Source organism: Paenibacillus massiliensis subsp. panacisoli DSM 21345 (genome assembly GCF_000426545.1).
Lineage (GTDB): Bacteria > Bacillota > Bacilli > Paenibacillales > Paenibacillaceae > Paenibacillus > Paenibacillus panacisoli.
Window position 1 is genome coordinate 193,851 of record NZ_AUFO01000007.1, and the last position, 12,976, is coordinate 206,826.

General features: G+C 48.3%; 11 protein-coding genes. 3 read left to right on the top strand and 8 right to left on the bottom strand.

Annotation, left to right across the window (positions count from 1 at the left end; translation table 11 throughout):
* Positions 1 to 13 precede the first annotated feature (13 nt).
* Positions 14 to 4,009 (bottom strand): type VII secretion protein EssC, encoded by a 3,996-nt coding sequence (essC, locus tag K331_RS0104055; RefSeq protein ID WP_028589296.1) that lies wholly within the window; start codon positions 4,007 to 4,009, stop codon positions 14 to 16.
* A 67-nt stretch (positions 4,010 to 4,076) separates the two neighbouring features.
* On the bottom strand, positions 4,077 to 4,397 hold the full coding sequence (locus tag K331_RS0104060) for a hypothetical protein (RefSeq protein ID WP_018883275.1): 321 nt from the start codon (positions 4,395 to 4,397) through the stop codon (positions 4,077 to 4,079).
* A gap of 777 nt (positions 4,398 to 5,174) precedes the next feature.
* On the opposite strand from K331_RS0104060, the gene K331_RS0104065 reads away from it, so the two are divergent.
* Entirely contained in the window at positions 5,175 to 5,414 is a 240-nt protein-coding gene (locus K331_RS0104065) for a hypothetical protein (RefSeq protein ID WP_018883276.1), read from the top strand.
* A 116-nt stretch (positions 5,415 to 5,530) separates the two neighbouring features.
* Here the strand turns inward: K331_RS0104065 and K331_RS0104070 are convergent, their stop codons facing one another.
* The 5 genes from K331_RS0104070 to K331_RS0104095 all read right to left on the bottom strand — a co-directional run bounded on the left by K331_RS0104070 (position 5,531) and on the right by K331_RS0104095 (position 9,257).
* Entirely contained in the window at positions 5,531 to 5,986 is a 456-nt protein-coding gene (locus tag K331_RS0104070) for a GNAT family N-acetyltransferase (protein ID WP_028589297.1), read from the bottom strand.
* A gap of 112 nt (positions 5,987 to 6,098) precedes the next feature.
* Positions 6,099 to 6,242 carry a hypothetical protein gene (locus tag K331_RS32140; protein ID WP_166653172.1) on the bottom strand — a complete coding sequence of 48 codons (144 nt, stop codon included), beginning with the start codon at positions 6,240 to 6,242 and terminating at the stop codon, positions 6,099 to 6,101.
* 249 nt (positions 6,243 to 6,491) lie between these two features.
* On the bottom strand, positions 6,492 to 6,824 hold the full coding sequence (locus K331_RS0104080; protein WP_025676976.1) for a L,D-transpeptidase: 333 nt from the start codon (positions 6,822 to 6,824) through the stop codon (positions 6,492 to 6,494).
* A 93-nt stretch (positions 6,825 to 6,917) separates the two neighbouring features.
* Entirely contained in the window at positions 6,918 to 7,973 is a 1,056-nt protein-coding gene (rsgA, locus tag K331_RS0104085; protein ID WP_404821468.1) for a ribosome small subunit-dependent GTPase A, read from the bottom strand.
* 687 nt (positions 7,974 to 8,660) lie between these two features.
* Positions 8,661 to 9,257 carry a DUF2087 domain-containing protein gene (locus K331_RS0104095; protein WP_028589299.1) on the bottom strand — a complete coding sequence of 199 codons (597 nt, stop codon included), beginning with the start codon at positions 9,255 to 9,257 and terminating at the stop codon, positions 8,661 to 8,663.
* Positions 9,258 to 9,525: 268 nt separating this feature from the next.
* Here K331_RS0104095 and K331_RS0104100 point away from each other — a divergent pair, with 268 nt between their 5' ends.
* Complete coding sequence (locus tag K331_RS0104100) at positions 9,526 to 10,497, top strand: YpdA family putative bacillithiol disulfide reductase (RefSeq protein WP_028589300.1); 972 nt, start codon at positions 9,526 to 9,528, stop codon at positions 10,495 to 10,497.
* Positions 10,498 to 10,622: 125 nt separating this feature from the next.
* A complete protein-coding gene (locus K331_RS0104105; RefSeq protein WP_018883284.1) occupies positions 10,623 to 11,066 on the top strand; it encodes a DUF441 domain-containing protein in 444 nt (147 codons plus the stop codon).
* A gap of 144 nt (positions 11,067 to 11,210) precedes the next feature.
* Here the strand turns inward: K331_RS0104105 and K331_RS0104110 are convergent, their stop codons facing one another.
* Complete coding sequence (locus K331_RS0104110) at positions 11,211 to 12,968, bottom strand: ABC transporter ATP-binding protein (RefSeq protein ID WP_028589301.1); 1,758 nt, start codon at positions 12,966 to 12,968, stop codon at positions 11,211 to 11,213.
* Between the last annotated feature and the right edge of the window lie 8 nt (positions 12,969 to 12,976).

Sequence of the window (12,976 nt, forward strand, 5' to 3'; positions counted from 1 at the left end):
GTGCCACCTCCCCTCAAACCACAACGTGCCATCGGTCACGAATTTTGATAATCCATTCCTCACAGTTTTGGCTATTTTCAAATGGAATTGCCGCTTTAATCCTTGTAAATTTGCGACGTACGTAGTATCCCTGGCCAGGAGGCAGGACTTTCAGCCCTCCTGATACGGAGTTCGATTCGGTATAAGGAATACGAAAGACGGATAAATCATTAGGATCAACGGTGCCAAATAAAACTCCACTTTGACTGGCCTTGACATCGTTGAACCAATCTACACCAAAGGTCGGGAAATCAGCAGGTACACCCGAAAGGACTACGTGCACGTTCCGATCACGGCCAAGCCGCACAATCGCGGACAACTGATCCTTCACTGTAAAATCATTAAGCTGCTTGCCAAGCATATCAGCATCATCAATAAATAGTACAATCTCCGGGTCGGAGCCATCCTTCGTCCGTTGCTGCACGGCTTCATAGAGCCTTGCTACAAGCGGTGCCAGCTCTTCCTCGCTTTCTGCGGCTGCCGTTACATGCGGGAGATGTCGCAGTCGGGAGAGTCCACCACCACCATAGCGTGTATCAACGGTATAGATCTCCAGACGAGTTGGAGAGTTGTAATAAGACAATGATAGAATCCAGCTCATTAGGAAGGACGTTTTGCCCCCTTCCATCGGACTACCAACGAGAAAGTGCGGGCCTTCCTTCAGATTCAGCAAAAACGGCTCAAGGTCATCACTTTGCAAGCCGACAGGTACATGGAACGGTTGAGCTGTCTCCCAGCCTTCCGGCCTGTTCCAGCTAGCTAGGAGATCAGCCAGCTGAACCCTCTCGGGCAGTGGCAGAATCGCAGGAGCCGTGCTCCCCTCCCAGCATTCAGCGATCTTGCGAATCCATTGTCGCAGATTGGACGAACGCTTCGTCTCATCCTCACCCGGAGAAGGAAGTGCTGTCTGGAACTCCAGTGGCGGAACCTGCCCCTTGAGCAAGGCTCGGCCTGGAATCATCGGACCAGGGATTTTCGCTGGTCGTCCTACGGCGTAGTAGTAATCACTTGGATCGGACAGCTCGAAGCTGACAGCATTAGGTATATTGCTGCGGAACTTCTCGAATAGATCCGTAATCCGATTAGCAGTAATAATGAAGGTAATTCCAAGACTTCCACCCTCACGCAAAATCGTCTCAAGCAGCTCATTTTCGTCTGGAAACGCATTGCGGAAGTTCAGATAGCCGTCGATTACAACTAAAATTTGCGGGATGTTCTCCACTGCCGAGCGACGATAACTGTTCACAGTCTTGACTCCGGCTTCCGCGATCAGTTCTTTGCGCAAAGCTGCCGATCTAGACAGGTAACGGAACAATCTCTTGATCCGGTCCTCCTCTTCAGCCATCATTACTGCACCTACTTGCGGTAGGTCTACAAAATCACGCATCGTTCGGCCCATATCAATAATATAGCCGTTCCATTCTTCCGCTGTATATTGACTGGCCATCGAGATGAGTAGTGTCTGGACAAAGGTAGTCTTCCCCATGCCAGGCATACCGTAGATCGCCCAGTGACCGTGGTCAGTAGCAATACTAACAGGCTCCTGACGCTGATTCGGTAGGTCATCAATAAGGCCTACCACGGTCGTTAAGTCTTTTGGACCATAGAGCCCAGCCTCCTTGGCATGCGGGGAAGGGATCTCTGTAAGATCAATGCTCTCTGGCAACGGAGGAAGCCAAGGACCTTGCAGCCTCTGGATGCCTGCCTGCTCAGCCTGCGCTGCAATATAATCAATGAATACCTGCAGCTGCTTTTGGGATTCCTCCATCTGCAGCCCGGTTGCTGCCCGCTCTCCAGTCAGCAACGGCTCACGCTTGCCATTCAAGCGTAGCTCATTCACAGGCAAGGCAGCCGATACATCATTATCTGTTCGGTAAGGAGCCCCGCTCCAGGCATACTGAAGCTCTTCGAAGATTTCGTCACTTCCGACTTGAAAATAACCTCTGCCCGGCTTCGTAATCCAGGCAGCATTCGGAATCTTGATCATATCCCGGCTATCTCCTTCGCTTTGTACACGAAGACATATTCTGAACCGGGAGTTACTCCATATTTTATCGTCAACAACGCCTGCTGGTTTTTGAGTCGCAAGGATCAAATGGACCCCCAACGTACGACCTATAGCCGCAATACTGATGAGTTCATCCATGAATTCAGGCTGATCCTTCTTCAACTGTGCGAATTCATCAATAATAATGACGAGATGAGGCAAGGGCTCGGCCTGACGTTGTCTGAGCAGACGATAATATTCATCGATATGCTGTAGATTTCCTGCCTGATTCAATATTTTCTGACGTCGTACCAGTTCCGCCTTGAGCGAGATTTTTGCTCGCTCGATCAGGCTATTGTCAAGATTGGTAATCGTCCCTACCACATGAGGCAGATTTATGAAGGTGTTTGACATTCCTCCGCCCTTGTAATCAATGAGCATAAAGGCCAGATCATGGGGGTGGAACTCTGCCGCAAGCGAAGCTACGATGGATTGGAGGACTTCACTCTTACCCGATCCGGTCGTCCCAGCGATCAGACCATGCGGACCATGACCTTGTCTCTCAATCTTGTCGTGCAGGTTGATCATTACAGGCTTGCCGCCAGCTCTGACTCCCATTGGCACTGGCAGCGTATCTGGATGTCTGGTCTCCTGCCAACGCTCCAGCACACTCAGCTCCTCCACTCTAACAACACCAAGCATATCGAATAGCGGCAAAATCGCTGGAATGTCCGAGGCGGAGGAACGCTTGAGGCGGATGGGTGCCATAAAGCGGGCAGCTGCTTCTGCCTCTTCTAATGAGAAGCGATCCAATGCGAACTTTTGCTGTACTACAGCAGCAGAGTCAGATTTGAGCGTCGACACGCCCGATTCAGAATCCACCTCTACGATCAGTTGACACTGCATCGGGAGCGCCTCCTTACGTGAGGCGAGAACAATGGTACAGGAGTCGATGGCATCTGCTTCCTCCAGCAGCAAGGGCAGTAATGGCTCTTCTTCAATAATCTGACCGTCAGACAGCAGCGTAATGTAGCATGGAAGCTCCATCTTGCGATTGCTTCGTTCTGAACGATTGCCCTTGCGACGATTCAGCACAGCAAACAGGCTGTCTGCCAACTGGTGTGCACTGCTGCTGCGATCAGACAGCATTCGCTGCGAACGCTCATCATCCCACACATGGGGCATCCAACGCATCCAGCTCCATTCCTGCTGCTCGCGCTCCTCGTAGAAGGCAGCGATCTTCACCTCATCTGGTGAGTGCCGCACAGTCACCTGGGCAATCATAACGCGCAATGCGGCAAGCACATGCTTGCGCTCGCCAACGATGCCGATGACCTTGGATTTGAACAACGGTAGTGTAATGGAAGCCTTGGATACCGTCTGAAAATCATGGGCCAGCTCATGTGCTGCCTCAATAAGCGGCTCCTTTTCGTAACCGTCGGCCCTTGGAACCTGCACCTGAATATGAAAAGGAACCTCCCCGGTTCCAATTCTTACATCGAGAAAATCTTCGTCCTCGGGAGACCGTTCCCACAAAGAACTGCTGCGGCTTTTGACAACCTGGGCGCACAGCTGAGGATCACCATGTATGTCATACAGGATTCGTACCTGCTCCTGTCGCTTCTCTTCCAGTTCTGCGCGATGCTTGTCCAGCTGCTCACGATACATCCGTTCACGCTCCTCTAGTCGCTGCCGATATTCCTTCTTATTATGAAGGTATACGAAGAAGGGAATGGTGTAGGAGCTAAGCATCATGAAAATCGTCACCATCTGAAACATTAAATAGTTGCTGTTAGCCATTTTACCGGTTCTGCTCATATAAATGTAGAAGCCGACAGTTACAGCCGTCATAATTACTGGGATAATAATAGAAATAATCGAAAAGGTTGGTTTGCTTGGCTCGGACGGCGGCCGCAGAATCTCCAGTTTCTCATCCTTTAGAGCAGGGCGAAGACGCGGGGATCGTTGATAAAGTGCATTCACGCCAAAAGTCCCCTTTCTATAAACTGATCAATTTGACCTCGTTTGAAGTCACTAGATATGGGTGTATTTACCCATTTTTTTGTTTTTGAAACAGAGTCCTTCGTCCATAAATCGGAGCCTCATCCTCTGTCGTAGAGAAGGTCCGTTGAATCCGGATCGTACAGCCCTCTCGCAGGCCTGCGTCCATCAGCAATTGCCTGTCATCCACCAGGAACCACAGACCATCCGGAAACTTGGCTTCCATCATATATTGCATCCCCTCACTCGGGGCCTCTCCAAATATTCGAATTCCGAGCATCAGCTTCAAATGCTGCACAGAATACTCATCATCGACATCAATATCGAACCAGTCACTTTCCTCTCTTCCTGAGAGTACGGTCAAAATCATCCCATGGCCTCCGCATCTGTTAAGGATTGTGTATGGGGTCTGGAGGAACTCCATCTATTTATTTAATTGCATTCTACTATTACCTATTATATAGAAGCTCCACATTCATGGATTAGCAGCAGTCCCATATAACTGATTGGCAGCTAATCCAGTCAAGAGCTATGTGATTATTAGCATGTTAGATTAAATCTTATGACTTCCTTATAAACTATATCTGATAAGGTACACCTGCAAAATCAGTGTGGATTATATGTGCTTTTCATTATATATACTGTCTGAACGTTAATCTGTTGCGCAAAGACTTGGACAACCTCTAAATCCGCCTTTTCCTGCTCGCTCCAATTGCCTGGCAGCTCTCAGCCTGAACAATTAAGTGTAATCCCACCTGAAGAACGCGCTAAAGAGCTAATGTAACTGTACCCTAGCCCTATGAATCTGTCAATTTGTTACAAAATACCCATAGACCCTTATAAAATAAGCCTTTAGTAGTCTTTTTTATCTAGTAGAAGTGTCTAGCGATGCGATTAATCATACTTCGTTTGTAGGGAATCGATTGCTCTTTGCTTGTTCAACGAGCACGCTTTACTTGTAGTTCAAGGGATCGTGAACGCAATCGACAAAAATCCCCTAACAGATAATTGATTGTGACTTCATTCAATTGTGAACAGTTTGAAAACTTTTATGAGCTTTATGTTTTTATAAGGTGCTTTTAAGGTAATTTTAAGCAACGGCTTTTAGAATAAATACCATGAAATAACTCTAGCGAGGTGATTTCTTATGAAAACATTAATTACATTCCAAGACAAAAAAATCCCTGTGTACTTTACTCAAGAAAATAAACAGCCTATGCAAAAAACCTTAAAGCTTCTCTCCAATACCTTGGAGAATAAAATTAGCACTGGCAAACGTACTCTGCAAAAGTATTTGAATTCCTTGATCAGTATCGAAATTGTTGGTAGCGAAGCTATTCTGCACAGCATTAATGAGAATGATTCACTCGCATTGTCCCTCTACTAATCTTAATCAGTAATCGAACATGGACGCAGTGACATAGACCAGCCCCTAACTTCACCGAAGCTTAGGGGCTGGTCTCAATTTACCATTGTACATCCGCTATAATTGTCAGAACAATCCTAGATTTGATAAGCATAAATGCTTAACTCCTGATCATTCAGGGCGTAGCCTGTACCGGTGTGACTCCATCCCGTTCTCTCATAGTAGCCCTCAAGATCTGTGCACAGGAACAACCGTGAATAGCCCATCTCACGTGCTTCTTTCACAGCATGATTTTGTAGTAGATCTCCAATTCCTCTACCTCGATGTGAAGGCTCCACATGAAGACAGGCCATCCAGGGAGATAAATCCTGTCTACTATTAAGATCACTTCTGAGCAATGCATACGAACCAATAATCTGTTCGTCCTCCATCGCTAGATAAAATCTGGGTACTTCGCTATCCGTACTACAGGACTGAATAATACAATCTTGATAAAAGTTAAAATTAGATTCTGCTCCCCAATGCGTCCAGAAATATTGAACAGCCTGCTCAAGCAACTCAGCATGATCACGAACATTAACGATTGCAATCATCTTGATCTCCTTTACAAATAAGTTTCGTCTATAGAATAGCACAATATGAAAATAGAGACCCTGATGGGTCTCTTCAAAAAGTTGTTGTTTGTTGTTACGTACTCTACAGCTCTTATACTTTTCCCTTCATATGCCTGTGTGAGGACTGCACCTTGGCTTGCTCAATGCGAATCCTGAACAGCTGCAGCAGATTATGTCTGGTGTGCACATCCCGGCAGTTGTCCAATTTTCGCAAGATAAACCGATCAATGGACATTAGACTCGAGGCTCCTTTACAGCGTTCTCTGCCGCTCAGGTAAGTACAACCATCTGCGGTAATTATACTTTACCCAATATATGCCATTCCAAACCGTGTCTACAGCCAAGATCCCGTGCTGTCAGCATCCAAGGAACACTTACGTAAGAGAGTCCTTATCCGAATTGGGCATCATACAATCCAAAGCCACTGGCCTTCTCTTTCGATTCTGTGCTTAAGCAAATCAATGAACATGAACTGGCCTGGAGGTCAGGGGCGGATTGTCACCGAGGTTCCAATGGGCACTAACCCCGCGAGTTCAACAACATCGTCGTTGTACATTCTTATGCAGCCATGTGATACAGCCTGCCCAATGAGCCAAGGCTCGTTGGTACCATGAATGCCGTAATGCGGCTTCGATAGTCCCATCCAGAACGCACCGTAAGGACCGCCCGGGTTGGCCTGTTTGTTCACAATGGTAAATTGACCGTGAGGAGTCTGTGTTGCCAATTTTCCAACCCCAATGGGATAACCTCGGACGACCTTGCCATCCTGAATGAGATACAAGTGAAAGTCGGACAGGTCAATAATAATGCTGTACATATATCGCATCCCTCCTGCTAATCAATGTATGCAGATGAGGTTCACGATATCGCAAAGCACGGTCGACAGCGCTCCCCGCTGACAGCGACTACACTACCAGCCCAAATCTCGACGCCAGCCCGTCTCCCTGCGATTAGCCGCAGAGCCACCACTTTGTCTCTTGCGCTCCTTTTGCGCCTCCTTACGTGCTTGGTACTCCAGCTCCCGGCGCATTTTCTTGAAGCTCTCTATTCTCTGCTGAGGGATCTGACCATTCTGCACTGCTTCCTTCACCGCACAGCCTGCTTCATTCTCATGACGGCAATCCCGATAGCGACAATTCCCTGCCACTTCATCAATCTCTTCAAATGCTGCCGATACGTCGGCACCATCGTCCCACAGCGTAAGCTCCCGCATCCCGGGAGTATCGATCAACACAGCTCCGCTGGCAAGTGGTAGCAGATGCCGATGTGTCGTCGTATGTCGCCCTTTGCTATCATCCTCACGAATGCCCTGAGTCACCTGCTGCTCGGAGCCTGTTAGCCAATTGGCCATGGTTGATTTGCCACAACCTGACGAGCCGACCAGAGCAATCGTGTGCCCAGGCTGAAGGTAGCTTGCCAGCTCCTCCATACCTTGCTCCATTTTGGCGCTGATCACAGCTACTGGCACACCAATGGCGACACTACTAATCTCGGCCACGAATGGAGTGGGGTCCTCGCATAGATCACTTTTGCTCAGTACTACTACGGGATTCGCACCGCTATTCCATGCCATGGTCAGATACCGTTCCATTCTGCGCACATTATAGTCTCCATTCAGAGCCTGCACCAGAAAGAGTGTATCGACGTTCGCTGCAATCAGTTGTTCCTTCGTTTCCATCCCCGCTGCCTGTCTGGATATGCGGCTTCGACGCGGGAGCACCTGATGAATTACGGCATCATCCACAAGGCCAGTGCGGGTAATCATTACCCAATCGCCAACAGCAGGAAAATCAGACTGGCGTTCTGTCTGATGCCTGAATTTGCCGGAGACCCCGCCCCAACACTCTCCTTCCTTGGTTACTAACTTTAATTTTTGACCGAAATCCGCAATCACTCTGGCAGGCTGTGAGTTCTCCTTGAATTCCGCCCCCTGTCTTTCTGACGCTTCTGCTTGCGCTAGCAGCATCCCATTCCATACCTCGTTCCAGTCTTCTGTCCAACCATAATGTCTAAGTTCTGTTACTTGATTATTCATTATTGTTCATGCTCCTAATCGTGTATTTAAATGTGTACTCTACCCATAACGACGATCATTCGTAATTTGTCAGCCCGGAGAAGCCTGAAGCCTTGATCTTTTACCGAAAATTGTGCTTTTCAAGCTCCATTCGCAGGCTGCCTCCCGCTGCGGAACAACGCAAAAAATCCGCAGGGATATCCCTGCGGAGACTGCGCTGTGCATTGTACATACACGGCAACCAGAACCGCTGCGCTCCACATCAAACCTCATCAGGACAGACGACGCTTGAGACACAGTAATTCCAGTTATTACAAAATTGAGGACCTCTTAAAGAGACCTACCCAATTCTGCAATGCAAAAACCGCAGGGAATCCTCCCTGCGGCTCAGCATTAAAACAGCTCAGACTGCCAATATTACAGTCTTACTGCTCACTACTATTCCGTACGGGAGGCGATATTTACAATCTGAGCAATTCTATTCAGCTTCATCATAGTTACCGCCTCCTTCTTAAATTTAACTGGATTATACTTGTAATTGAACTGCTTTGTCAACCATGAACTTCCAAATACAGACCACAGATCAGCTTCCCCTATTGTTCATCCGTACTGAGCAGCGCTATAGAAGATGAGACAGCACTAATGGACCTGCTCCCAATGGGTCCACATTTCTGGCGGATTCAGCTCATACACATCATTCTCCCGATACATGAATTGATGCATGATGAATTCCCGTCTAATCGTGGCAAAATCATCATGGAACTGCTTGATCCAGACATTCAACTCTCGCTCCTCGTATTTGCGCCCAGGCTCCAGCTGCTCGGCAAGCAGCTTCAGCACGATTAGCTTTTTCTTATATTGAGCCGGGATCTGGCGAAGTCGTCCATCCTTTGCAAAAAAATTACGCTTTACAGAAGCCTCCATCCCCTCATTCACCTCCGTGTTCATCGCTGTATCATCCCCTTTTCCAAAAATAAACTGCACGGTCGCAGCCGCATGCTGCTTGATCAGTTCGGCATCTAGGCGAAAGTACACTGTATTTCGTTCCCTACGTTCCTTAATCAGCCCAGCTACTCTGAGCCTAGAAGCGTGATGCGTTACTGTAGGCTGAGATAAGTTGAGCTTCTCTGCCAAAGTCTGTCCATTCAGCTCCCCCTGTGAGAGCATAAGCAGCATTCTCATTCGAGTAGGATCAGCTAGCGCTTTATGGTAATTGATCATTTTATCCAGCTGCACTAATTTCACAACCTTTTAATTAGATATATATCTAATATATAAACATTTCTTCTCCCTTGTCAATTCTCGCTCCTAAAATTCATTCCTCGAGAAGCCTACAGCTGCTCTTCCGCTGCAATCTCAGCTTAACTAGTAGCCTCCTCAGGCAAATTCGGGGTAAACCCGGAGTTTTTTGGGAGCTTCGCTGGAAATCCGGCCATGATTGCGGTAGGATGGTAATGCTCTGGTATGAATAAAATAGTCTGTATATCAGGAGGTTGTACCCATCATGCAAGACATTATCATTATTGGCGGTGGACCATGCGGTCTGTCCGCAGCTATAGAATGCGGCCGTAGAGGCCTGAAATCACTCATTATTGAAAAGCATAACATTGTTCAGTCCATCTATCTGTACCCCACTAATATGCAATTCTTTAGTACAGCAGAGCTGCTGGAGATCGGAGACATTCCGTTCAGCTCATCTAATGAGAAGCCCTTCCGTCACGAAGCATTGGCTTATTACCGGAAGGTCGCAGAGCATTATGATCTGCAGGTAAAGCCATATGAGGAAGCACATACCATCGAAAAGCAACCAGACGGCACATTCATAGTACATACACTGAATCGACGCGGCGAAGCGCAAGCTTACGCTACACGATATGTGGTCGTAGCAACAGGCTACTTCGATCATCCCAACTATCTGGGCATTCCTGGCGAGGATCTGGACAAGGTTACCCACTATTTCCGTGAAGCACACCCTTATACGAGAACACGGACAGCCATTATCGGCGGGAGTAATTCAGCTGTAGATGCTGCTATGGAATTGGTGCGTGTAGGTGCTGAGATTGATATGGTCTATCGCGGAGACGAGCTCTCCACTCACATCAAGCCGTGGGTACGCCCGTTATTCGAAAGCCTTGTGACCAAGGGAAAGGTGCGACTCTATCTGGCCTCTCGCGTCACCGATATTCGTCCCCAAGAAATTACGGTCACTCCGACTCAGGGGGAGCCATTCGTTCTGCCTAATGATTTTGTACTGGCTATGACTGGCTTCCGTCCGGATCGCAAGCTCTTGGAATCAGCAGGTGTACAGATGAATGATGACCTGAACAAGCCTGTCCTGAATCCCGAGACGATGGAGACGAATGTACCAGGCGTTTACGTGGCAGGAGTTATCGCTTCTGGAAGTAATGCTAACGAGGTGTTTATCGAGACAGGCCGCTGGCACGGAAAGCTTATTGCTGAGCATATTATAGGCTAGTCGCAGGGAATTCTAGACTACAGACACACCATCTGCTCTACCAGACTACTCACGAAGAATAATTCTGCTAGGGAACCAAGTATTTAAATCACGTTATTAACTTGAAATTGGAGGGTGAACTGCTAATGGATATCACCTCATTGCTGCTCCTCCTACTCGCTGCATTAGGCATTCTGAGCGGGAATGCAACAGTCACAATCCCGATGCTCATCTTGCTCCTGCTGCGAATAGCTCATGTGAATCAGGCCTTCCCCTGGCTGGAAAAATACGGCCTGACTATAGGCATCATTATTCTGACGATTGGCGTGATGACCCCGCTCGCCAGTGGGAAGATCAGCATGAATCAAGTGCTCGAATCCTTCACACACTGGAAATCGCTACTTGCGATCGTGATCGGGATACTTGTTGCATATCTGGGGGGACGTGGGGCCTCTCTGATGTCAAGCCAGCCTACGATCGTGACCGGGCTATTGATCGGTACCGTTATCGGCGTCGCGCTCTTCAAGGGCGTGCCCGTTGGCCCACTTATTGCTGCAGGTCTGTTGTCACTGCTCATCGGCAAAGTGTAGTTTGAGGCTACACCCCTATGATGTTATACTGCTCAGATCCACTTGCCCGGCTTATGCTTATTTATACACAATAAGGGTCCCCGCACAGCCTATTACAGGATGCCGGGGACCCTTGTCTTACAGATCTGTTCCATCTGCCCATAGCTAGTGTGTATGTTCTGGAAGCTGCTGAATATTGTACAGCCGGGCGTAATCTCCCTCACGCTGCAGTAGTTCCTCGTGTGTACCCTCTTCGGTGATCCTACCCTCCTGAATGACAATGATCCGGTCCGCATGGGTAATCGTGGACAGACGATGTGCAACGATGATCGTCGTCCTCCCTTCAGAGAGGCGTAATAGTGATTCCTGAATTTGATGCTCCGCTTCCAGATCCAATGCGGAGGTAGCCTCATCCAGGATGAGTACAGCAGGATTCTTCAGAAATACACGTGCAATCGCAATTCGCTGCTTCTGTCCACCCGACAGCTTGACTCCGCGTTCACCAATTTCGGTATCGTAGCCTTGAGGCAATTGCTCAATGAAGATATCTGCGTTGGCCGCTCGAGCGGCAGCTCGCACCGCATCCTTATCTGCGTCAGGGTTGCCAACCCGGATGTTATCATGGACCGATCCGCTGAACAGGAAATGATCCTGCAGCACCATTCCCATTTGGGAACGCAAACTGTTCAATGTCCACTCTCGCACATCCAGTCCATTCACCAGCACGGCACCTTCCTGCACATCATAGAATCTCGGCAGCAGACTGATCAAGGAGGATTTGCCGCCCCCACTCATTCCCACCAATGCTATGGTCTCGCCACTACGAATATGTAGCTGAATATTCTGCAAAATCCATGAACTGGATGTCTCATACTTGAAGGAGACCTGCCGTAATTCTATGTCCTGGATCGGTTCCTTGAGCTCCTTGGCCTGCGAAGTATCACGAATATCGTAGGGCTCCTCCATAAGCTCCATGACTCTTTCCAGTGAAGCTGAGGCTTGAGTCAATACGGTAGAAGCATTCACTAGGCGCCGTAGCGGATTATACATTCGTTCCAGATAGCCGAAGAACGCCACGAACGTTCCCAGCGTCACCTCACCCTGAATAACAGCGTAGCCGCCATAGCCAATGACCAGCAAGGGCGCAATGTCAGTCAACGTATTGATAATCGCGAAGGTCATGGCATTCCACCGTGTCTGGCTGAGTGCCTTTTGTAGAAATTGCTGATTGACCTGACCAAATTGCTCACGCTCATAGCGTTCAAGTGTGAAGCTGCGAATGACAGCAATGCCCTGGATACGTTCGGTCAGATAGGCCTGAATTCCGGCTAGCGCCTTTGAGCGATCCTTCGTCAGCTGCTTCAGTCGTTTATACAGTATTTTCACAGAGATCCCATACAGAGGCAGAACTACAAAAGCCGCAATTGTCAGCTTGAAATCCATATAAACCATGAATCCCAATGCCAGCAGTAGCGAGAAAAGATCCAGCCAGACATTCATCATGCCGACCTCGACGATATTTTTGGTCTGCTCGACATCATTGATGAATCGTGAGATCGTGTCGCCCGTCTTGCGGTTATGATAGAAACGCAGTGACAATCGCTGTAGATGATCATACATTCGATTGCGTATATCGAACAACACGCTGCTCGTAATCCATTGTGCAAGGTACTGCCGTGCGAATTCCACCGGGCCTCGTAGCACAATGAATACCACGGCCGCCCCACCAAGCAGCCAGAATAATTGGCTGATCTTCTCTTCTACACTTATGCTCTCCTCCAGCAACAGATGATCCACCGTATACTGGATCAATAGCGGCAATAGTAGCGGAATGCTGAACTTGATAACACCAATGGATAAGGCTGCTACAATACGTAGTCGATAAGGCTTGATAAAGCCCAAATACCATTTCAAATCCTTCATGCTTCCCC